18 protein-coding genes are annotated in these 22,886 nt (G+C 61.7%); 15 read left to right on the top strand and 3 right to left on the bottom strand.

What is annotated here, in order from left to right; all coding sequences use genetic code 11:
- Positions 1-145 precede the first annotated feature (145 nt).
- From HU743_RS11440 to HU743_RS11455, 4 genes are all read left to right on the top strand, one after another.
- Positions 146-2,272 (top strand): TonB-dependent receptor, encoded by a 2,127-nt coding sequence (locus tag HU743_RS11440; RefSeq protein ID WP_186648701.1) that lies wholly within the window; start codon positions 146-148, stop codon positions 2,270-2,272.
- Positions 2,273-2,341: 69 nt separating this feature from the next.
- Positions 2,342-3,394 carry an alpha/beta fold hydrolase gene (locus tag HU743_RS11445; protein ID WP_186648703.1) on the top strand — a complete coding sequence of 351 codons (1,053 nt, stop codon included), beginning with the start codon at positions 2,342-2,344 and terminating at the stop codon, positions 3,392-3,394.
- Positions 3,395-3,484: 90 nt separating this feature from the next.
- Entirely contained in the window at positions 3,485-3,991 is a 507-nt protein-coding gene (msrA, locus tag HU743_RS11450) for a peptide-methionine (S)-S-oxide reductase MsrA (RefSeq protein WP_186547864.1), read from the top strand.
- A gap of 139 nt (positions 3,992-4,130) precedes the next feature.
- Complete coding sequence (locus HU743_RS11455; protein WP_186648705.1) at positions 4,131-6,515, top strand: DUF3772 domain-containing protein; 2,385 nt, start codon at positions 4,131-4,133, stop codon at positions 6,513-6,515.
- A 54-nt stretch (positions 6,516-6,569) separates the two neighbouring features.
- Here HU743_RS11455 and HU743_RS11460 read toward each other — a convergent pair whose 3' ends face one another.
- Positions 6,570-7,580 carry a LacI family DNA-binding transcriptional regulator gene (locus tag HU743_RS11460; RefSeq protein WP_186648706.1) on the bottom strand — a complete coding sequence of 337 codons (1,011 nt, stop codon included), beginning with the start codon at positions 7,578-7,580 and terminating at the stop codon, positions 6,570-6,572.
- A 179-nt stretch (positions 7,581-7,759) separates the two neighbouring features.
- Here HU743_RS11460 and HU743_RS11465 point away from each other — a divergent pair, with 179 nt between their 5' ends.
- The 3 genes from HU743_RS11465 to HU743_RS11475 are packed head-to-tail and all read left to right on the top strand — an operon-like array spanning position 7,760 to position 11,303.
- Positions 7,760-8,953: a Gfo/Idh/MocA family oxidoreductase gene (locus HU743_RS11465; protein ID WP_186648707.1), complete on the top strand. Its 1,194-nt coding sequence runs from the start codon at positions 7,760-7,762 to the stop codon at positions 8,951-8,953.
- A complete protein-coding gene (locus HU743_RS11470; protein ID WP_186648708.1) occupies positions 8,940-10,022 on the top strand; it encodes a sugar phosphate isomerase/epimerase family protein in 1,083 nt (360 codons plus the stop codon). Before HU743_RS11465 ends, HU743_RS11470 begins: the two co-directional genes overlap by 14 nt.
- Positions 10,023-10,064: 42 nt before the next feature.
- Positions 10,065-11,303 carry a nucleoside permease gene (locus tag HU743_RS11475; protein WP_186648709.1) on the top strand — a complete coding sequence of 413 codons (1,239 nt, stop codon included), beginning with the start codon at positions 10,065-10,067 and terminating at the stop codon, positions 11,301-11,303.
- Positions 11,304-11,382: 79 nt separating this feature from the next.
- On the opposite strand, the gene HU743_RS11480 is transcribed toward HU743_RS11475, so the two are convergent.
- A complete protein-coding gene (locus tag HU743_RS11480; RefSeq protein ID WP_186547875.1) occupies positions 11,383-11,679 on the bottom strand; it encodes a hypothetical protein in 297 nt (98 codons plus the stop codon).
- A gap of 1,029 nt (positions 11,680-12,708) precedes the next feature.
- Between HU743_RS11480 and HU743_RS11485 the strand changes: the two genes are divergently transcribed.
- Both HU743_RS11485 and HU743_RS11490 read left to right on the top strand, forming a co-directional pair.
- The gene (locus tag HU743_RS11485) at positions 12,709-13,545 is read left to right on the top strand and encodes an AraC family transcriptional regulator (protein ID WP_186648713.1); all 837 of its coding nucleotides are present in this window, start codon (positions 12,709-12,711) and stop codon (positions 13,543-13,545) included.
- 54 nt (positions 13,546-13,599) lie between these two features.
- Positions 13,600-14,196, top strand: a complete 597-nt coding sequence (locus HU743_RS11490; RefSeq protein WP_186648714.1) for a LysE family translocator — start codon at positions 13,600-13,602, stop codon at positions 14,194-14,196.
- Here HU743_RS11490 and HU743_RS11495 read toward each other — a convergent pair.
- Entirely contained in the window at positions 14,193-14,963 is a 771-nt protein-coding gene (locus tag HU743_RS11495; protein WP_186547881.1) for an AraC family transcriptional regulator, read from the bottom strand. The two genes, HU743_RS11490 and HU743_RS11495, sit on opposite strands and share 4 nt — an antisense overlap.
- Positions 14,964-15,183: 220 nt before the next feature.
- On the opposite strand from HU743_RS11495, the gene HU743_RS11500 reads away from it, so the two are divergent.
- The 6 genes from HU743_RS11500 to HU743_RS11525 all read left to right on the top strand — a co-directional run bounded on the left by HU743_RS11500 (position 15,184) and on the right by HU743_RS11525 (position 22,822).
- Positions 15,184-16,806 (top strand): APC family permease, encoded by a 1,623-nt coding sequence (locus HU743_RS11500; protein WP_186648715.1) that lies wholly within the window; start codon positions 15,184-15,186, stop codon positions 16,804-16,806.
- Between the two features lie 22 nt (positions 16,807-16,828).
- Entirely contained in the window at positions 16,829-17,755 is a 927-nt protein-coding gene (locus tag HU743_RS11505) for a 4-hydroxyproline epimerase (protein ID WP_186648716.1), read from the top strand.
- Positions 17,756-17,809: 54 nt separating this feature from the next.
- The gene (locus HU743_RS11510) at positions 17,810-18,757 is read left to right on the top strand and encodes a dihydrodipicolinate synthase family protein (RefSeq protein ID WP_186648717.1); all 948 of its coding nucleotides are present in this window, start codon (positions 17,810-17,812) and stop codon (positions 18,755-18,757) included.
- 62 nt (positions 18,758-18,819) lie between these two features.
- On the top strand, positions 18,820-20,412 hold the full coding sequence (locus HU743_RS11515; protein ID WP_186648718.1) for an aldehyde dehydrogenase (NADP(+)): 1,593 nt from the start codon (positions 18,820-18,822) through the stop codon (positions 20,410-20,412).
- The gene (locus tag HU743_RS11520) at positions 20,402-21,667 is read left to right on the top strand and encodes an FAD-dependent oxidoreductase (protein WP_186648720.1); all 1,266 of its coding nucleotides are present in this window, start codon (positions 20,402-20,404) and stop codon (positions 21,665-21,667) included. The genes HU743_RS11515 and HU743_RS11520 overlap by 11 nt, the downstream gene beginning before the upstream one ends.
- A 105-nt stretch (positions 21,668-21,772) precedes the next feature.
- The gene (locus HU743_RS11525; protein ID WP_186648722.1) at positions 21,773-22,822 is read left to right on the top strand and encodes an NAD(P)-dependent alcohol dehydrogenase; all 1,050 of its coding nucleotides are present in this window, start codon (positions 21,773-21,775) and stop codon (positions 22,820-22,822) included.
- The last annotated feature ends 64 nt before the right edge of the window (positions 22,823-22,886 follow it).

The raw sequence follows: 22,886 nt of genomic DNA on the forward strand, positions 1-22,886 counted from the left end.
TGACCGGACCCGTCTGATCCGTGAGGTTAGTTCAAGCCTTGCCGTTTGCCATTGCCGGGCGAAAAGGCCCCTTCGCCATGTGTTTCCTTCGTACTTTGCAACGTCGCACTGTTCATTGCCCGTTCCTGTCTGCTGGAGTTTCTCGATGCCGTCGTTCAAATCCGTGCCCACCGCCCTGCTCGGCCTCGCCCTGGCCTGCCCGGCACTGGCCGAGACTCAAGGTCTGGAGCTGGGGCAAGTGCTGATTTCGGCGGATGAACGCAACGCCACCGAGGCCTCCGTCGACGAGGCCAGGGGGCGACTGGAACAGGTGCCCGGCGCGACCAATGTGGTCGACATGCGCCAGCCGTTGCAGGGCCGCGTGGCGAGCAATCAGGATGTGCTGGCCTATCAGCCAGGCGTCTATGCGCAGTCTTCCGGTAATGAAGGCGTGAAGATTTCCGTCCGAGGCTCCGGCATCAACCGCGCGCCGGGCGCCCACGCTTCGGGGCTGTACACCCAGCTCGACGGCTTGCCGCTGAGCGGCCCCGGCGGCACGCCTTACGAACTACTCGAGCCGCTGTGGGTCGAGCACGTCGAAGTGCTGCGTGGGGCCAACGGTTTCGATCGCGGCTCACTCGCCTTGGGCGGCGCCATCGACTACGTCAGCCACACCGGCTACACCGCGTCAAAGTTGCAAGTGCGCTACGCCACCGGCAGCCATGGTTATCAGCAGCGTCAGGTCAGCTCCGGGCAAGTGCTGGGCGACTTCGACTATTACGTGTCACTGACCAACGCCAACGCCGATGGCTATCAGGACCACACCGCCAGCGACAGCAAGGGTGTGATCGCCAACTTCGGCTATCGCTTCAACCCGAACCTGGAAACGCGCTTCTATATCCGCTACCGGGAAACCGACAATGACCTCGCCGGCCGCGTGACCAAGCATTCCATCGAACACAGCCCACGGGCGGCCAACCCGGCCTATGTCGCGCGCGACGACAGCCGCAAGCAACCGGGCAGCACCTTCATCGGCAACAAGACCACGTTCTACATCGACGACGATTCGAGCATTCAGACCGGCCTCGTCTACCACGATTACCCCATGGATCTGCGCGAAGGCCCGAATCGGCTGAAGGTGGCCTACACCGATGTCAGCGGCACCTTCGACTACAAGCGTCGCGACACTCTGTTCGGCATGGAAAGCCGCAGCAACGCCGGCCTGCGGGTGACCAAACACCTGCCCAACGACGGCGCCAGCGAATTCGTGCGCATCCCCACCGGCAATACCGCCGCCCATGTGCCGGGCACACGCATGCGCAACTTCACGTACCAAGGCTCGGACACCGTCCTGCACGTTGGCAACGATCTGGAAATCGCTGACGACCTCTGGCTGACCACCGGCCTCGCCGCCATCTACACCCGCCGCGAAAGCGCCGTGACCTACCCGCAGGGCGGCGGCAAAACCAGCCTCGGCGACTGGGACTATGCACCGCGTATCGGCCTGCGCTACCAGATCACCCCGCAGGTGCAAGTGTTCGGGAACCTCAGCCGCTCCGTCGAAGCGCCGCACCCTTGGTCGCTGATCTACAGTTCGAACGTGCGTTTCCCCGCGGGTAACGGCGCCGCGACCGGCGCCCAGCGCGACCCGATCGAGCTGCAAAACCAGACCGCGACCACCCTGGAACTCGGCGGTCGTGGCGACAGCAAACTGGGTGAATGGAGCCTGGCGTGGTACTACGCCCAGGTCCGCCACGAACTGCTCTCGGTCCTGCCAGACGCCAATGCCGTCACACCTTACGAACTCAATGCCAGCCCGACCGTGCACCAAGGCATCGAAGCCAGCCTCAACAGCCAGCTCTGGCGCGCCGCTGATGGCCGCCGACTGAGCTTGCGTCAGGCCTATACCTTCAGCGACTTCCATTATCGCGACGACGATCGCTTCGGCGACAACCGGCTGCCGGGCCTGCCGATGCATTACTACCAGGGCGAGTTGCGTTACGACTGGCCGCAGGGCTTCTTTGCCGCCGTGAATACGCAGTGGGTGTCAAAGGTCGCCGTCGATTATGCAAACAGCTATTACGCCGACCCCTACGCCCTCTTCGGCGCCACGCTGGGCTACAACGCGCCAAAGGGCGATTGGCAAGGCTGGGTGGACATGCGCAACCTGACCAGCAAGCGTTATGCCGCGACAGTGACGCCGGGCTATGACGACAAGGGGATGGATGCCGCGCGATCGACGCCGGGCGAAGGGATGGGCGTTTACGTCGGGGTTTCATGGAGTTTGTTGTAAGGCTACTCTGCGGGCGGCTTAGAGCCGGTGCTAATCTGTTGCGCTTTATTCATCAAGGACGATAACCCCATGAAAAAAACTTGCGGCGCGCTGCTTCTCGTCTTGCTGACAACTCAGGCTGTCGCTGGCGTCAGTGCGATCGGCTTCCACTCCTCCACCCTGCCCGACCCGCACAACGAACGCCCGCTGGCCATGGTCGTCTGGTACCCGGGCGCCACGACCGCCGCGGCGCAGTTGATTGCCGACGATGTGGTATTTGCCGGCACGCCAGCCGTTCGCGATGCACCCGCCACTGCGGGCGAGCACCCGTTGCTCGTGCTCTCCCACGGATACCGAGGCAACTGGACCAATCAGGCCTGGCTGGCAAGCGCGTTGGCGCACCAGGGCTATATCGTCGCTGCGGTGAACCACCCCGGCACCACGACCCATGACCGCAATCCGCAGGCGGCGGCGCAGTTGGCCCAGCGCACTGTCGACCTGAGCCGGGTGATTGATGCGGTCACGGCTCAACCCGATAGATTTGGCATCGTCGCCACACACCGAATCGCTGTCGCAGGCCATTCCCTCGGCGGCTGGACCGCGATGGAAATCGCCGGCGCCCGCTTCGACCCGCAACTGTTTGCCCGGGACTGCGCTGCTCATCCGCAGCTTTCCAGTTGCAGCGTCTATCAACAGATCAACCCGGTCAGTACGCCAGCCGCGGAGGCCGCACTGGCGGGTGACTTGCGCGACAAGCGCATCACCGCGGTGGTATCGCTGGACCTGGGCCTGTCACGCGGGATGACCAACGAAAGCCTTGCCGCATTGCCAGTACCAGCGCTGGTGATTGCCGCAGGGGCGCCGTCACAGGATCTGCCAGCGGCGCTGGAATCTGCCGACCTGGTCAGACGCCTGCCCAAGGCATCCACGCGTTATGTCGAGATTGGCGATGCCAGCCATTTCAGCTTCATGTCGCTTTGCAAACCGGGCGGGGTGGACTTGCTCGAAGAGGACAGTCCGGGCGATGGCATCATTTGCCGCGATGGCGAAAATGCGCGACCGCGTGCAGTGATTCAGCAGCAGGTCACCGCGCTGATCGCCGACTTCCTGACGCAGAACGCGAACAACCCGCACACCCCTTGATCAGATTCTCTTCGCCCATGACCTTGGAATCGGCCGACCCGCCCACATAACGCTTAGTATCCCCATCGTCTCCGAGAGGAAGGACACACCATGACCACCCAAACCGAAACTGCCATTCTCGCCGGCGGCTGCTTCTGGGGCATGCAGGATCTGTTGCGCCGTTACCCCGGTGTGCTTAAAACCCGTGTCGGTTACACCGGCGGCGATGTGCCAAATGCGACGTACCGCAATCACGGCAATCATGCTGAAGCCATCGAGATCGAGTTTGACCCGGCGGTGATCAGTTACCGGCAGATTCTCGAGTTCTTCTTCCAGATTCACGATCCGAGCACTCCCAACCGACAGGGCAACGACCTCGGCCCGAGTTATCGCTCGGCTATTTATTACCTCAACGACGAGCAACGCGCTATTGCCGAAGACACCGCTGCCGACGTCGACGCATCGAAACTGTGGCCCGGCCGGGTGGTGACCGAAATCGAAGCGGCCGGCCCGTTCTGGGAAGCAGAACCGGAGCATCAGGATTACCTGGAGCGGATTCCGAATGGCTATACCTGCCACTTTATCCGGCCGAACTGGAAACTGCCGAAGCGCGGGTGACCTGGGGGTTTCGCGCGCCAAACCTGACGATCGTGTGGGAGCTGGCTTGCCAGCGAAGGCGTCAGTGAAACTTTTCCGCCTCATTCGGCCCGATCACCTAACCTCATAGGCTGTGTGATCCATTCGAGCCGCCCCGCCCATGCGCCACCCATTGAAGCCGCTGTTTTTCATCGCCCTGCTGCTGTTCCTGCCGAGCGGCTCTGCGCTGTGGGCGGCCGATCTGCCGGCGCCGTCCGTCAGCAGCGCAGCGCCGCTGCCGGTGATTTCGCAAAGTGATCTGCAAGCCCTGCAGCAACGTCTTGACGGGCTTAAACAGCAAATCTCCGCCGCGAATAATTACAACCAGCTCGAAGGGCCGCAAGATCGCGTGCAGGCCTTCATTCTCGACGTCGATCGATTGTCGGCGGCGTTGTTGCCGCAGCAGGCGCAACTGGCGGTGCAGTTGGGTGTGCTGGGGGCAGCCCCAGGAACGGAAGTGGCGGCCGAGCAGGCCGATATCGTTGCGCAGCGCGCAGCGCTGGCGGAGCAGAAGAGCAAAGTCGACGGGACGCTGAAGAACCTGGCGACGCTGAAGCAGAGCGCGGCGGATCTGATTACGCAGATTGCCGGGATTCGCCGCACGCTGCTGGAAAGCGAGCTGACCTTGAGCACCCGCAGCGTGCTGAGTCCGCACTTCTGGTCGCCGCTGGTAAATCCGACGCTGGACGACCGCCAGCGGCTGAGTTTTTTTGTCGATCAGGTGCGCACCACGGGCGCTACTGTCTGGGCCCCGGGGCAACGTTTTTTCACCTGCGTGCTGGTGCTGCTCGCGTTGCTCGTCTGGACATCCGGCCGAAGCCTGGCTGATCGCTGGCTGACCTGGGTGTGTATCCATCGCGTGCCGGAGGGACGTCTGCGCCGCAGTGCGCTGGCCTTTGCCTCGGCGATGGCAACCATCGTCACCACCGCGATTGCCCTGCAATTACTGTTCTACGCGTGTACCCGCCATGCGCCCTTGCCGCCGATGTTGGAGACGTTTTCCGAGGAGTTCGAAAAGGTCGTGTATGCCTGCGTACTGATCACCGGACTCAGCCGCGCACTGCTGTCGACCCAGCATCCGTCCTGGCGTCTGCCAGCGATTGCCGATCAGGTGGCGCTTGCCCTGCAACCCTACCCGCGCATTCTCGCCTGCACGCTGCTGGTGCTGGTGACGCTGGTGCAGGTCAGCAACGCCACGGGCATGAGCAGCCAGATCGTGATCGCCGGACGCGGGGTGATCTCGCTGGTGATGCTGGTGATTTTCACCACACTGCTGCTGCGTGTCGGCCGCGTGCGCAAGGCGCTGTTGGCGGCCAACGACCTGTCGGCTGCACACAGTACGTTCGCCGGTGTGATCTACACCGTCGCCAGCGTTTCGATGTTTATCTCGGCCATTGCGCTGCTGGCCGGCTACGTGTCGCTGGCACGCTTCATCAGTTATGAACTGGTGTGGGCGTACATCGTGCTGTCAGGTTTTTATTTACTGATCCAGTTGGTCAAGGACGCCTGCGAACATCTGTTTTCGCCCCGGCATGCCAGCGGCAAGGCGCTCAAGCAGTTGCTCGGCATGGGCGACCGGCGCCTGGAGCAGATTGCAATCCTGCTCTCCGGGGTCAGCCGCGCGGGGCTGCTGCTGATGGCGGTGATCGCGCTGTTTGTCGGCGGCATCGGCACCACGCTGGGGCAGTTGGCAACCAACATCATGGCGATCCTCGGCGGCGCCGGACTGCGCAAGCTGAACATCGTCCCTGGTCATCTGCTCAACGCCCTGCTGGCGCTGATGATCGGCATTTGGCTGATTCGCGCATTGCGCCGCTGGCTCGACAACGAGTTCCTGCCCAAGACCGACATGGACCCGGGCATGTGCGCATCACTGAGCACGCTGTTTTCCAATATCGGCTATGCCTTCGTGATTCTGCTGACCCTGTCATCACTGGGGGTGCAGTGGACCAACCTGGCATGGATCGTCAGCGCGCTGTCAGTGGGGATCGGGTTTGGCCTGCAGGAAATCGTCAAAAACTTCGTCTCAGGGCTGATTCTGCTGACCGAACGCCCGGTGAAAGTCGGCGATCTGATCAGCATCAGCGGCGTCGAGGGCGACATTCGCCGGATCAACGTGCGCGCCACGGAAATCCAGCTCAGCGACCGCTCGATCGTCATCGTGCCCAACTCGCAACTGATCTCGCAAAACCTGCGCAACGTCACTCTCGGTGGCAGTGCTCAAGGCGTAGCGTCGCTGGAACTGGTATTCCCGCTGGACATCGATCCCGAGGCTGTCAAGGACCTGCTGCTGGACACCTACCGCGAAAACGAAACCATCCTCGACAAACCGGCGCCGTTCGTGCGTTTCAGCAAGTTGTCAGCGGAGGGCATTACCTTGACCGTGACCGGCTACGTCAGCAGCCCGCGAATTGTCGGGGTGACCAAAAGCGATTTGTTGTTCGAGATACTACGGCGCCTGGGCGTGGCCGGGATTGCCTTGGCAACGCCGCCCGCGGCGGGTTGATCGAGTTTCCCATACCGTTCACTCGCAACCCCGCCCGGCCGAGTCGCTGCCCCGCTACCGAGCCGCCCCGCCGAATGGCGCCGTGCTGCTGCGCGGGGTCAGGGTAAACGGCAAGACCACATGCCGGGTCGCCAGTGCTTGCTTCTCGATCAGCGCAATCAGCATCTCGACGGCTTTCTCGCCGAAGGCCTCGGCCGGTTGCGAAATGGTGGTCAACGGCGGATCGCAGTATGCCGCCATCGGAATGTCATCGAAGCCGACCAGCGACATGTCCTCAGGAACGCGCAGCCCCGCCTGGCGGATGCGCTTCAGTGCACCGATGGCCATTTCGTCGTTTTCGCAAAACAGCGCACTGGGCCGATCGGCCAGTGCGAGCATTTTCGCAGCCCCGGCAAATCCGGCGTCGAGGCTGAAATTGCCATGGCAGACCAGCGTTTCGTCGAAAGCGATGGCGGCTTCGGCCAGCGCCGCCGCGTACCCTGCCAGTCGGTCACGGGTCAGCGGACTGTTTTTCGAGCCCTTGATCAAGCCGATACGCCGGTGCCCAAGGGCAAGCAGGTGTTCGGTCATGGCTTTGGCAGCGGCGAAGTTGTCCAGGCTGATCGTTGGATGACGTCCGCCGTGGATGACTTCGCAGGCGTTGACGATGGGTGGCAGATCGGCGTCGACTGCGACGTTTTCGAATGGATCAAAAGCGCGCAGCTGGATCACGCCGTCAGCCTGATAGGCATACACCAGCTCGGCGAATTGTCGTTCCAGCGCTTCGCGACCCTGAGTATCGCAGAGCAGCAATCGATAACCGGCGGCCTGGGCCGCTTGCTGCGCGCCGCTGATCACCCGGGCGAAAAAGGTGTTGGCGATGGTCGGCACCAGAATCACCAGGTTGCCGGTACGCCGCGAGCGAAACTGCACCGCCATCAGGTTCGGCCGATAACCCGCCTGCTCCACCGCAGCCAAAACGCGTTCACGGGTGGGCGCCAATACGCGCTCGGGCGATTTCAATGTCCTCGACACGGTCGCCACCGAAACGCCAGCCAGTCGAGCCACTTCGCGAATATTGGACAAAATCACCTCGTTGTTTCACGCCGATCAGGCGCGGAGCTTACCGCACGCGACGCCTGACCGAAACGCAGTTGCTGATTGAGCGCGATTTGACACCCGGCCATTTCAAGCCTAGATTTCGACCACGATGTAACCGGTTACATCACTCATCAAACTCAGACCCAGCGACCGAGACGACCACCATGCACACTGCCGCGAAAAAAATAAGAATGGGGTTTGTCGGAGGCGGTGAAGGTTCATTCATCGCCCGCGCCCACCGTCAGGCCGCCGGCCTCGATGGGCGCTATGAACTGGTCTGCGGTGCCTTCAGCCGCGACCGGCAGAATAATCAGCGCACAGGTGCCACGCTGGGCCTGGCCGCCGACCGCTGCTATGACGACTGGCAAAACCTGCTCACCCGCGAGGCTGCGCTTCCGGCTGAGCAACGCATGCAGTTGCTGGTCATCGTCACGCCCAATCATCTCCACGCACCGATTGCCAGCCAGGCATTGAGCGACGGTTTCCATGTATTCAGCGAGAAGCCCGCCGCGCTGAATCTGGCGCAGGTGCAAGGGCTGCATTCAGTGGTCGCCAGCAGCAAGCGAATCTACGCGCTGGCACACACCTATCTGGGCTATGCGATGGTCTGGCAAGCACGAGAGATGGTCGCCAGTGGTGTCATCGGTCGCGTGCGCAAAGTCTTCGTCGAATACCCACAGGGCTGGCTCAGCACCGACGTCGCCGGGCAAGGCAACAAGCAGGCCGGCTGGCGCGACGACCCGGCGCAATCCGGGATCGGCGGCTGCATCGGCGACATCGGCACCCATGCGTTTTCTCTGGCGGAATTCGTTGCCGGGCAGTCGATTCAGTTCATCAGCGCGATGCTCGGCTCGCATGTCGCGGGCCGGCAACTGGACGACGACGTGGCGATGCTGTTCAAAATGACCGAGGGCGCCAGCGGCGTCTTGCTCGCCAGTCAGGTGTGCGCGGGCGAAGAAAACCCGCTGAAGATTCGCGTCTATGGCGACAAGGGCGGGCTGGAATGGCGTCAGGAAGAGCCGGCCAGTTTGATTCACCGTCCGTTGAACGAGCCGATGCGCATTCTGCGTTCAGGCGTCGGCCAGCCATGGCTGTGTGCTGATGCAAGCCGGCGCATGCGCCTGCCCGCCGGGCATCCTGAAGGCTACCTCGAAGCCATGGCCAACCTGTACGGCGACCTCGCCGAGGCGATTCTTGGTAGCACCGAAGACCATCAGGCGCCGGGCGTCCCGGGCATCGAGACCGGCCTGCGCGGCATGGCCTTCATCGAAACCGCCATCGCCAATCACCTCGGCAACGAAAAGTGGAGCGAGATCCCGGGCCAACTGACAGGAGTTGCGGACCATGAACACGGTTAAGCAAAACGCTACAGGAATGAAAGGCCCGGGGATTTTCCTCGCGCAGTTCATCGCTGACGAGGCGCCCTTCGACACGCTCGGCAACATCGCCGAGTGGGCGGCTTCGCAAGGCTACAAGGCCATTCAATTACCGACCCTCGGCACTCGCTTCATCGATCTGCAGCGCGCCGCTGACAGTCAGGATTACTGCGACGAGCTCATCGCCGTCTGCGCCCGCGCAGGTGTGGTCATCAGTGAGTTGTCGACGCACCTGCAAGGGCAACTGGTGGCGGTGCACCCGGCCTTCGACAGCCTGTTCGATGACTTCGCCCCGCCCGCACTGCGCGGCAAACCGGGTGAGCGCACCGAGTGGGCCATCGAACAGTTGAAACTCGCCGCGCGCGCCAGCCAGCGTCTCGGACTCACCGCCCACGCAACCTTTTCCGGCGCCCTGCTCTGGCCTTACGTCTATCCGTGGCCGCAGCGTCCGGCGGGTTTGGTCGAGCAGGGTTTCGCCGAACTCGGCAAGCGCTGGCTGCCGATTCTCGACTGCTTCGAAGAAGCCGGCGTCGATCTGTGCTACGAAATCCACCCCGGCGAAGACCTGCATGACGGTGCGTCTTTTGAACAGTTTCTCGACGCGGTGAATCATCACCCGCGTGCCGCAATCCTTTACGACCCGAGCCATCTGTTACTTCAGCAAATGGATTACCTGGGGTTCATTGATCGCTACCACGCACGCATTCGCATGTTTCACGTCAAGGACGCCGAGTTCCGCCCCGACGCGCGCTCCGGCGTTTACGGGGGTTATCAGGGCTGGGTCGAACGCCCCGGACGCTTCCGCTCTTTGGGCGACGGCCAGATCGATTTCAAGTCGATCTTCAGCAAACTGTGCCAATACGACTTCGACGGCTGGGCAGTGCTGGAGTGGGAATGCTGCCTGAAAGACGCCGCGCAAGGTGCGGCCGAAGGCGCGGCGTTTATCCAGCAGCACATGATCCGCAAGACTGCCAAGGCCTTCGACGATTTCGCCGGGGTCAGCGCTGATGCGGCTTCCAACCGGCGCTTGCTCGGGCTGGCCGACGACTGATTCATCCGCGTTACCGACATAAAAACAATACGGTGATCTGAAATGAACGTAATGAATGCGCGACTCAGCGTGATGATGTTTTTGCAGTTCTTTATCTGGGGTGGCTGGTTCGTCACCCTCGGCACGTTTCTGGCGACCACGCTCGCCGCCAGCGGCGGGCAGATCGGCATGGCGTTCGCCACGCAATCATGGGGTGCGATCCTGGCGCCGTTTGTCATCGGCCTGATTGCCGACCGATTTTTCAATGCCGAACGCATTTTGGCGGTGCTGCATCTGCTCGGTGCGGTGTTGCTTTATCAGCTTTATCGCGCGGCTGATTTCAGTACCTTTTACCCGTACGTACTGAGCTACATGATGGTCTACATGCCGACACTGGCGCTGGTCAACGCCGTGGCGTTCCGCCAGATCAAAGACCCGGCACTGGAATTTTCGCGCATCCGCGTATGGGGCACGGTGGGCTGGATTGTTGCCGGCGTGGTGATCAGCTTCGGGTTTGCCTGGGACTCCCAGCAAAGCATCGCAACGGGTGGCTTGCGCAATACGTTTCTGATGTCAGCCGTCGCTTCGTTGCTGTTGGGGATTTATAGCTTCAGCCTGCCGAGCACGGCACCGCTGAAAAGCGCAGCAGGCGCATCTAGCCTCAAGCAGATGCTGGGGGTCGATGCGCTGGGTTTGCTCAAGGACCGCAGCTATCTGGTGTTTTTCCTCGCCTCGATCCTGATCTGCATTCCGCTGGCGTTTTATTACCAGAATGCCAATCCGTTTCTGGCCGAGATCGGCGTGACCAATCCGACGGCGAAGATGGCCATCGGTCAGGTCTCGGAAGTGCTGTTCATGCTACTGCTGCCGCTGTTTATCCATCGATTCGGCATCAAGATCGCCCTGTTGGTCGGCATGGCGGCCTGGGCGTTGCGTTACGTGCTGTTCGCCTTCGGCAACAACGACGATCAGGCATTTATGCTGCTGGTTGGCATCGCGCTACACGGCGTCTGCTATGACTTCTTCTTCGTTTCCGGGCAGATCTACACCGATGCCAAGGCGCCGGAGCGCTTCCGCAGCTCCGCACAAGGTTTGATTACCTTGGCCACTTACGGTTTGGGGATGTTGATTGGTTTCTGGATTGCGGGACGGATTACCGATCACTTCACGTCAGGCGCGGGTCACGACTGGAGAAGCATCTGGCTATTCCCCGCCGGTTTTTCCGTGGCGGTGCTGCTGTGTTTCTGGGCGACATTCAAGGGCCGCGATCGCGACAACGCTGTGCTGCCGACGGCGGTTTAAGCGAGGGTCATGATGCGCGAGCAAAACGAATGCCGCCGATGTCTGAGGCGGCATTCGCGATCGATGCTCATTGTTACGCTCAAGCGGTGCGACGTTCGAGCAGACGATCAGCACCGCCTTCGGCGACCCGATTGCCTTGCAGATGATCGGAACCGTCAGAGGCGACGGCATCGCTGAACAGCGGGTCGGTTTCGGTCGCCGCGACGGCGTCGCTGAACAGACGATCGGTTTCAGTGGCGGCGACGGCGTCGCTGAACAGGCGGTCGGTTTCGGTGGCGGCGACAGCGTCGCTGAACAGTGGGTCGGTTTCGGTGGCGGCAAAAGCATTCAGTGCAAAAACCGAGAAAGCGATACCGAGGATAGTCTGGCGTTTCATGATGATGTGCTCCGAGTTGCAGTGGTGGGGTATGGAGCCGATCTTACGCCGCGCTGGGGATATGAGAACTTCATTGACTTAATGGTTGTTATTGACGCAATCAATGATTGCTGCGTGCATTAGAAGCGCTTTGATTGACCGACACGCTAATGCTTACGTGTCCAAGCGAAACGCCTTACACCGTCGAGACCAGAAAACTTACAAATCCTATTTCTGACAGTTTTTTTAAACAAAAAAAGACCCGAATCGGTCGAAACCGAAACGGGTCTTCCCCACCAAAACGACCTCTATTTCAGGTCGTCAAAGTGGTCTCGCAGGAACTCGTAAAAGCGCAGGGCTTTCAACAATCTCCATACAAGGCTCAGCGTACGCAGCAAAAGCTTCATACGTTTTGGCCTCCAGGGCTGGCGGCCAAACCTCCAGCAAACTTACCGGACCACGCGTGCCTTCAGCCGACTGGTTAGAGTGGCTGGTGAGGCGGCCGGTTGAAATCCCTTCGAGACATCATTCCGGCGCGGGTGCGAATCCGCGTCGAAGGGCGTAAAACCTTTTGAGCCCCCAGCCAAACCTCCCCGCCGCTCTATCAGTTGAGCGCGGGCATATTAACCTGAAAACTACAGGGCAAAAGCGCCGCTAACGCCATTATTCATCAAACGCCGCCATACCTTTGTTAAATGTTATTTCTGCCAGACTACGTTCAACAAACATAAACATGTAAATACTTCGCAGGGCTGAAGGCGCGCTTGTTTCGAACGTCTGTTCAACCGTTGCAAGGAACGGTAAAACTCCATACCATGGCAATCCTGGTTAGGGTGGCTGGTGAAGCACATGGCTTCGACCGCAAATCGAGGCTTACTAAAAAACCGCCCCGCGAAGGCGGTTTTTTTTCGTCTGCGTTTTCTCGTCCCGCCCGACCAAGACACCTTCTCTGACTTGCCCCCTCCTCACCTGCACAAATCTTCTAAACACCCACCTCCCCCAAGCGGTATTTTAAGAGCGCTTCTGCTCAACCGCCCTTGGAGTGCCCCGATGGATAAACGCAACTGGATCTCCCTCTCCCAGGATATCGATACCGGGATCGAGTCGATTCGTGCGCATTTCCGTGGGCATGCCTACGATCCGCACTGGCATGACAGTTTTCTCGTCGGGGTCACCGAGCAGGGTGTGCAGCAATTCAATTGCCGGCGTGTGCGCCACCGCAGCACGCCGGGCCATGTGTTCCTGCTCGAACCGGGTGAAATCCACGATGGCCATGCGCCGACCGAGGACGGCTTTACCTACTCGATGCTGTACCTCGATCCACACTGGCTGGAACGGGAACTGCACGCGCTGTTTGAAAATGCGCCCGCCGACAGCCACCCGGGTTTTGCCGACACGCTGAGCCACGACCCGCGCCTGTCGACGGCGATTGTGCAAGCCTTCCACGCGTTGCACGAAGGCGATTTGCGCATCGTCCGCCAGACCGCCATCGATGACCTGCTGGCGTCCCTTACCCGCCACCTCGACTGGCGCAAGCGTCAGGACTTCGACCCGCGCCTGCCATTGGTTGCGCAAGTCGCGCGCGATTATCTGCACGCGCACACTTATGAAGACATCGGCCTCGACGACCTCGCCCGGGTCTGTGGCGTGGACCGCTTTCGCCTGACCCGCGCGTTCAAGGCCGCTTTCGGCCTGGCGCCCCATGCCTACTTGATCCAGTTGCGCCTGGCCAAGGCGCGGCAGTTACTGGCGCGCGGCGAAACGCCGGCGCAGGTCGCCAGCGTGCTCGGTTTTGCCGACCAGAGTCATCTGGGCCGCTGGTTCCGCCGCGCCTATCAACTGACCCCCGCGGACTACCGCAAACGCTGCTCAAATCTTCCAGACTGACGCCCACCCGCTGACGATCATGGTGTCCTGTTTTGACTTTCAGGAATCTGCACCATGGCCTCGTTACTGCCCTTTCTGCTGTTTGCTTTCGTCGCGTCGATCACACCGGGGCCGACCAATATTCTGGTGTTGACCCACAGCGCGCGGCGCGGACTGATCGCCACGTTACCGATCATTTTCGGCGCCTGCGCGGCGGCGGCGTTGATCGTGCTGGTGGTCGGGCTGGGCGCTGGCGAAACCCTGTTGCGTTTTCCGCGGGTGCAGCAAGCGATGGCCTGGGGCGGCGTGCTCTGGCTGAGCTGGCTGGCGTGGCAGATCTTTCGCAGTACGCCGCCATCACTGGACCCTTCTGCCGCGCAAGAACAAGGCCTCAGCGTGTTCAGCGCGGCCATGCTGCAATTGGTCAACCCCAAGGTGTGGATGATGGCCGTGGCGGTGGTCAGTGTGTTTGTCGGCGGCGGTGACAAAACGCTGCGGCTGCTGGTGTTGTCGCTGGCGTTTCTGCTGGTGTCGTTGCCGTGCATGACGCTCTGGGCGTTGCTCGGTGTGGGCAGCGCGCGGTTGCTCAGCTCAGCGCAGGCGTTCAAGCGCATGAACGCGGTTTTGGCCGTTCTCCTGCTGCTCTCCGCTTGGCTGGCCGTGTTGGTCTAATGCCCGGTGGCGTGGCGATACTCGCGCGGCGTAAAGCCGGTCGACGCCTTGAACTGACGGGTAAAAGCGCTGTGATCGGTGTAACCGCATTGCAGCGCAACGTCCGTAATCGGCAAGTCGCTGTGCAGCAATCGATGCGCGTGTTCCAGACGAACCTTCTGGATCATTTGCCGTGGCGTCAGGTGAAATACCCGTTTGCAGTAGCGCTCCAGCTGCGCCACGGAAATACCGGCGATCCGTGTCAGTTCACCGAGGGTCACGCGCCGGTTGAAGTGAGCGCGAATATGCGCGTCGACAGCGGCCAGTCGCTCGAACGCCGGATGGGTTTCAGTGGCTGATTGCAGATCCACCGAAATCCCCGCCAAGCCGATGATCACTCCATCACGGTTATAGATCGGTCGTTTGTGGGTCAAACACCAACCCGGTTCGCGACTGCCGTACAAATGCAGTTCGAGCTGATCCTCCAGCACAAAACCTTCCTCCAGCACTTTGCGATCCTGCTCGGTATAGCCCGGCCCCAACTGCGCCGGGAACACTTGTGCGCTGGTCTTGCCGAGCAACGGACGCAAGTCCTTCAGGCCACAGCGCTGCACCAGCGTGCGGTTGGCCAGCACATAGCGCGCTTGCAAATCCTTGATGAAAATCGCCGCGTTGGGGATCACATCGAGTATCGGCAACAGCGGCGCGACGCTGATGATCATCTCTTCGAGGGTCTGCGGCCGCAGGCCGTCAGCACCTTGGCACAGGATCGAGAATCCAGGCTGCATCTAAACCATCCCCCTTGCGATGAACCGCCGGAAAAGCGTCCGCGAGCAGATTGCAGCAACGTCGGCGCGCTGTCGAGGCCGCGCATTCGTCGCGGCGATTGTGCTGATTTCGTCATCGATCGCTGCGCAAAACATCAATCGCCGTCATGTCGATCGGTTCAAAGTCTGGCTGTCCCGGTGACACAACTGCCTATCCAATAACTCACAAGAAGGCGATGCCATGTCAGGCCAAGGCAAGTTCAAAAAACAGCTTTCACTGATCGACCTCACATTTATCGGACTGGGAGCGATCTTCGGGTCCGGCTGGCTGTTCGCGGCCAGCCATGTGTCCGCCATCGCCGGGCCAGCGGGGATTTTCTCCTGGCTGCTGGGCGGTTTCGCCGTGCTGCTGCTGGGCATTGTGTATTGCGAATTGGGCGCGGCATTGCCCCGTGCCGGCGGTGTGGTGCGCTACCCGGTGTATTCCCATGGGCCGTTGCTCGGTTATCTGATGGGGTTCATCACCCTGATTGCCTTTTCCAGTCTGGTGGCGATCGAAGTGGTTGCCTCGCGCCAATACGCGGCGGCGTGGTTTCCCGACCTGACCAAGGCCGGCAGCAACGATCCGACGATCCTCGGCTGGCTGGTGCAGTTCGGCCTGCTCTGTGTGTTTTTCTTTCTCAACTATCGCAGCGTGAAGACCTTCGCCAAAGCCAACAACCTGGTGAGCGTCTTCAAGTTCATCGTGCCGTTGCTGGTGATCGGCGTGCTGTTCACCTTCTTCAAACCCGAGAACTTCCAGGTGCAGGGCTTCGCCCCGTTCGGTCTGTCAGGCGTCGAGATGGCGGTCTCGGCCGGCGGGATTATCTTTGCCTACCTGGGCCTGACGCCGATCATTTCGGTGGCCAGCGAGGTGAAAAATCCGCAGCGCACCATTCCCATCGCGCTGATTCTTTCGGTGCTGTTGTCGACCTTGATTTACGTGCTGCTGCAAATGGCGTTTCTCGGCAGCATCCCCACCGAAATGCTCGCCAACGGCTGGGCCGGCATCAGCAAGGAATTCGCCCTGCCTTATCGCGACATCGCCCTGGCGCTCGGTGTGGGCTGGCTGGCGTGGTTGGTGGTTGCCGACGCGGTGATCTCGCCGAGCGGCTGCGGCAACATTTACATGAACGCTACGCCGCGCGTGATCTACGGCTGGGCACAGACCGGGACGTTTTTCAAAGTCTTCACCCGCATCGACGAAAAGTCCGGCATTCCGCGCCCAGCGCTGTGGCTGACCTTCGCCCTGTCGGTGTTCTGGACCCTGCCATTTCCGTCGTGGGAAGCGCTGATTAATGTGGTCTCCGCAGCGCTGGTATTGAGCTATGCGGTAGCGCCGGTGTCGGTCGCCGCGCTGCGTCGCAATGCGCCGGATATGCCGCGCCCGTTCCGGGTCAAGGGCATGGGCGTGCTCGGACCGGTGTCGTTCATCATCGCCGCGCTGATCGTCTATTGGTCGGGCTGGAACACCGTGTCGTGGCTGCTTGGCCTGCAAATCCTGATGTTTGTGTTGTATCTGCTCTGCGGCCGTTTCGTGCCGACCGCTCACCTGAATCTGGCGCGTCAGGTGCGTTCGTCGGCGTGGCTGATCGCCTTCTACGCCGTGACCATCGTGCTGTCGAAACTCGGCACCTTCGGCGGACTGGGCATCCTCGCTCATCCGTTCGACACGATCGTCGTCGCCGCTTGCGCCACCGGGATTTATTACTGGGGCGCGGCGACCGGTGTGCCAGCGCACCTCTTGCGTCTGGACGAGGACGAGGAAAGCGAAGCCGCCATGCCCTCCGCCACCGTCAATGCACGCCCTGCCGGCGCCTACTGAATTCACCCAAGGGGACATGTTCATGAAACGAGTACACGTGATTGATTCCCACACCGGCGGCGAACCGACGCGCCTGGTGATGAGCGGCTTCCCCGAGCTGCCCGGCAACAACATGGCCGAGCAGCGCGATGCCCTGCGCAACCAGCACGATCAGTGGCGCCGCGCCTGTCTGCTGGAGCCGCGCGGCAACGACGTGTTGGTCGGCGCGCTGTATTGCGCGCCAGTGTCGCCGGACGCCACGTGCGGGGTGATTTTCTTCAACAACGCCGGCTATCTGGGCATGTGCGGCCACGGCACCATAGGCCTGATCAATTCATTGCACTATCTGGGACGGATCGCGCCGGGGGTGCACAAGATCGACACACCGGTCGGCCAGGTCAGCGCCACCTTGCACGACGATGGCTCGGTCACTCTGGGCAACGTGCCCGCCTGGCGTTATCGCAAACAAGTCCCGGTGGACGTTCCGGGATTTGGCCGCGTGGTCGGAGATATCGCCTATGGCGGCAACTGGTTTTACCTGGTCTCCGAGCATGGCCAGACCTTGCACATGGACAATGTCGAACACCTGACGGCTTACACCTGGGCGATGCTCAAAGCGCTGGAAGACCAGGGCATTCATGGCGAAGACGGCGCGGTCATCGACCACATCGAACTGTTCGCCGACGACGCCAGCGCCGATAGCCGCAACTTCGTCATGTGCCCCGGCAAAGCCTACGACCGCTCACCGTGCGGCACCGGCACCAGCGCCAAACTCGCATGCCTGGCCGCCGACGACAAACTGCAACCCGGCGCGCCGTGGGTACAGGCGAGCATCACCGGTAGCCAGTTCGAAGGCCGCTTTGAATGGGAAGGCGAGCGCATTCGCCCGTTCATCACCGGCCGCGCCTACATGACCGCCGACAGCACCTTGCTGATCGACGAAAGCGACCCGTTCGCGTGGGGCATCTGAGCCGCCGCGCCGATCGTTCACCTCGAATAAAACCAAATGCCAAGGAGTTAGAACATGAGCGACAACATTTTCACCGGTTGCATGCCGGCCCTGATGACCCCGTGCACAGCCCAGCGTAAACCCGACTTTGATGCGCTGGTGGCCAAGGGTCGCGAGCTGATCGATACCGGCATGAGCGCCGTGGTTTATTGCGGCTCCATGGGCGACTGGCCGTTGCTCACCGAGGCCGAGCGCCAGGAAGGCGTGGCGCGGCTGGTAGCCGCCGGGGTGCCGACCATCGTCGGCACTGGCGCGGTGAACACCCGTGAGGCAGTGTCTCACGCAGCCCATGCAGCGAAAGTCGGCGCGCAAGGCTTGATGGTCATTCCGCGTGTGCTGTCCCGTGGGGCTTCGGCGACAGCGCAAAAGGCTCACTTTGCCGTCATTCTGCAAGCCGCGCCGAACTTGCCGGCGGTGATCTACAACAGCCCTTACTACGGCTTCGCCACCCGCGCCGATCTGTTTTTCGAACTGCGCCGCGAGTACCCGAACCTGATCGGCTTCAAGGAATTCGGCGGTGCTGCGGATTTGCGTTACGCGGCAGAAAACATCACCTCCAAGGATGACGACGTGACGCTGATGGTCGGCGTCGACACCCAAGTGGTGCACGGTTTCGTCAACTGCAACGCCACCGGCGCCATCACTGGCATCGGCAACGCCCTGCCCCGGGAAGTGCTGCAACTGGTGGCCCTGAGCAAGCAAGCGGCGCAAGGCGATGCCAAGGCACGACGTCAGGCGCGGGAACTGGAATCGGCGCTGGCGGTGCTGTCATCGTTCGATGAAGGTTGTGATCTGGTGCTGTATTACAAGCACCTGATGGTGCTCAACGGGGACAAGGAATACACCCTGCACTTCAACGAGACCGACACGTTGAGCGATTCGCAACGGCGCTACGCCGAGAAGCAGTATTCGCTGTTCCGTCACTGGTACGAAAACTGGTCGGCCGAGCAGAACTTCGCCTGACCGCGACCTGCCGTGGAGCATCACGATTCGCGGCAGGCCCCCTCTTTTCACAGGAAGACACCATGACTTTGACGGGCAATTTGCTGATCGGCCAACAATCGGTGGCGGGCGAACGCCAAGCCGTCTACGGGATCAACCCGGCGACCCACCAGACACTGGAACCGGCCTATGCCGGCGCGTCGGCCGAGCAGGTTGAACAGGCCTGCGCGCTGGCCTGGGCAGCGCAAGACGCCTATCGCGAAACCAGCCTTGCTGCCCGTGCCGAATTTCTTGAATGCATTGCCGGGCACATCGAGCTGCTTGGCGACGAACTGATCGAGCGCGCCCACGCCGAAACCGGCCTGCCCCAGGCACGTCTTCAGGGCGAGCGCGGCCGCACTTGCCAGCAACTGCGCCTGTTCGCCCGAACGGTGCGCGCCGGTGAGTGGCTCGATGTGCGCGTCGACACGGCGCAGCCACAACGCCAGCCGCTGCCGCGCTCGGACCTGCGTCAACGGCAGATTGCACTGGGGCCAGTGGCGGTGTTTGGCGCGAGCAACTTTCCGCTGGCCTTTTCCGTGGCCGGCGGTGATACCGCCTCGGCGCTGGCCGCCGGTTGCCCGGTGATCGTCAAGGCCCACAGCGCGCACCCCGGTACCAGCGAACTGGTGGGCCGCGCGGTCGCCCGAGCGATCAAGGACTGCGCGTTGCCCGAGGGCGTATTTTCATTGCTGTTCGATTCCGGTTACCAAGTGGGCATTGCGCTGGTCAGCGACTGGCGCATCAAAGCCGCAGGCTTCACCGGCTCGCGCACCGGCGGACTGGCATTGATGCAAGCGGCGCAAGCGCGGCTGGAGCCGATTCCGGTGTACGCGGAAATGAGTTCGATCAACCCGGTGCTGCTGTTTCCGGCAGCCTTGCACAATCGGGCGCAGGCGTTGGCCGAAGGGTTTGTCGCATCGCTGACCCTGGGCGCCGGGCAGTTCTGTACCAATCCGGGGTTGCTGATCGCCCAAAAAGGCCCGGCGCTGGATGCGTTTCTCCGCGCGGTGACCGAACTGATTCCCCACAGCGCGGCGCAAACCATGCTGACGCCGGGCATTTTCAGCGCCTATGCAGCGGGCGTGACGGCGTTGCAGGACAATCCCCGCGCGCGCACGGTCGCCGCAGGTCAACGCGGCAGCGGCCCGAACCGGTGTCAGGCCCATGTCTTCATCACCGACGCCGTCGATTTTCTCGCCGATCATCACCTGCACGCCGAAACCTTCGGCGCCGCCTCGCTGGTGGTGCAATGCAGCAATAACCAAGAAATCCGTCAGGTCTGCGAACACTTAGAAGGTCAACTGACCGCGACTTTGCACGTGGATGACGCTGACCTTGCTCTGGCCCGCACATTGCTGCCGACCCTGGAACGCAAGGCCGGGCGCCTGCTGGTCAACGGCTGGCCGACCGGTGTCGAAGTGTGCGATGCCATGGTTCACGGCGGGCCCTATCCGGCAACATCCGATGCGCGGACCACTTCGGTCGGCACTGCCGCGATCCAGCGATTCCTGCGGCCGGTGTGCTATCAGGATTTCCCCGACAAGTTGTTGCCCACGGCGCTGCAAAAAACCAATCCGCTGCACCTGCGGCGCTTGCTCGACGGCCAACGGGAAGACGCAAGCCATGGCGAATAACCCTTCGCACGACATCGCTGTGGTCGGCGCCGGGATCATCGGCGTGGCTTGCGCACTGCGTCTCGCGCAGCAGGGCCTGCACGTGGTGGTCATCGATCAACAGGCGCCCGGCCATGGCGCCTCGTTCGGCAATGCCGGGCATCTGGCGACCGAACAGGTGTTTCCGATTGCCGACGTGTCAATCCTCAAACGCTTGCCGGCCATGCTCATGGACCCGATGGGGCCGCTGCGCCTGGACTGGAAATACCTGCCGCGCGCCTTGCCGTGGTTCACGCGGTTGTTGCTGAACCTACGTCCTGAGCCTTTCCGGAAAACCGTCGCAGGCTTGCGTGCACTCAACGAAAGCAGCCTCGACGCGTGGCAGCAGTTGCTCGCTGATATTCAGCGTCCCGATCTGCTCAAGGTCGACGGTTCGTTGCTGGTCTTCGAACGTGCCGAGTCGCGTCAGGCCATTGAAGTGCTTCAGACGCGTTTGCGTCAGCAACAGGTACCGATCGATTACTGGCGGGCCGAGTCGATACGCGAGACGGCGCCGCAGCTCAGTGAGCGGGTTCAAGGCGGCTTGTTTTTCCCGCGCACCGGGCATTTCCTCGATCCATACCAAGTCGTCGTCGCACTGGTCGAAGCGGCCAGGGCCTGTGGCGTGGGATTCGTCCAGGAGCAGGTTCAGGGCGGTTATGTGCAGGAGCACGGTGTGGCATTGCTTACCGGATCCGGAGAGTTGAAGGCGCGCCGCGTGTTGATCGCTTGTGGCGCTCATTCGGCGAAACTCACCGCCGCATTAACAGGCAAGAACGTGCCGCTGGACACCGAGCGCGGCTATCACCTGATGCTGCCCCGGGAACATCACCGGCTGCCCTTCCCCGTCACCTCGCTGGAACGCAAGTTCATCATGACACCGATGAGCGAAGGCCTGCGCCTCGCGGGTACGGTCGAGTTCGCCGGGCTTGAACGACCCGCAAACATGGCGCGCGCCTGGCAGTTGCAACGTTTGAGTCAAGGTTTGTTTCGCAACGACCTGAACGCTGACGGCGCCACCCCGTGGATGGGCTTTCGCCCATCGCTGCCGGATTCGCTTCCGGTCATCGACCAGGTCTGCAATGGCAAAGTGTTGCTTGCGTTTGGGCATCAGCACCTGGGGCTGACGCAGGCGGCAGTGACGGCGCAGATGGTGGCGCGGCTGGTTTCGCCGACGCTGCCCAACCAACTCATCGACGTGCCAGATAACACGCCTTACGCGCTGGATCGATTCTGACAGCGGTTTCACAGAATCAGGCAAACATTCCACAGAAATGCACAATGGCGCGTTCGAACATAAGGGCCACAATTAACATCCGACAAACCCATGGAGGATGCTCCGATGCTCGTACAAGCCTACGGCGCCCACGCTGGCGACAAACCCCTTGAGCCGATGCAGATCAACCGCCGCGCACCGGCCGCCGACGATGTGCAGATCGACATTGCCTTTTGCGGCATCTGCCATTCGGACTTGCACCAAGTGCGCGCTGAATGGGCCGGCACGCAGTTTCCTTGCGTTCCCGGTCATGAAATCGTCGGTCGCGTGTCAGCCGTCGGCACGCACGTCAAGGACTACAAGGTTGGCGATCTGGTCGGTGTCGGCTGCATCGTCGACAGCTGCAAACATTGTGAGGATTGCGAATCCGGGCTGGAAAACTACTGCGACGGCATGATCGGCACCTACAACTTCCCGACCCCGGACGCACCGGGCTGGACGCTCGGCGGCTATTCGCAAAACATCGTCGTGCACGAGCGTTATGTCTTGCGCATCCGCCATCCCGAGGCGCAACTGGCCGCCGTCGCGCCGCTGCTCTGCGCAGGCATCACCACCTATTCGCCACTGCGCCAGTGGAACGCCGGCCCCGGCAAGAAAGTCGGTGTGGTCGGCATCGGTGGATTGGGCCACATGGGCATCAAACTGGCTCACGCCATGGGCGCCCATGTCGTTGCGTTCACCACCTCCGAGTCCAAGCGTGAAGCGGCCAAGGCACTGGGGGCGGACGAAGTCGTGGTGTCGCGCAATGCCGAGGAAATGGCGGCACACACCAAGAGCTTCGACATGATCCTCAATACAGTTGCAGCACCGCACGATCTCGACGCCTTCCTCGTCCTGCTCAAGCGCGATGGCGCGCTGACGCTGGTCGGTGCGCCCGCCTCGCCGCATCCCTCGCCGAACGTGTTCAACCTGATCATGAAGCGCCGCACCATCGCCGGTTCGATGATCGGCGGCATTCCCGAGACCCAGGAGATGCTCGATTTCTGTGCCGAGCACGGCATCGTTTCCGACATCGAGCTGATCCGCGCCGATCAAATCAACGAGTCCTACGAGCGCATGCTCAAGGGTGATGTGAAATACCGCTTCGTCATCGACAACGCAACGCTCGCGGGCTAAACGCAAACGCCCATCGGCAGCGCCGTGCTGCCGCTGGGCAAGCGATTCCATCGGCGCGATTTGA

It is taken from the genome of Pseudomonas sp. SWRI99 (genome assembly GCF_014270125.1).
Taxonomy (GTDB): domain Bacteria; phylum Pseudomonadota; class Gammaproteobacteria; order Pseudomonadales; family Pseudomonadaceae; genus Aquipseudomonas; species Aquipseudomonas hamedanensis.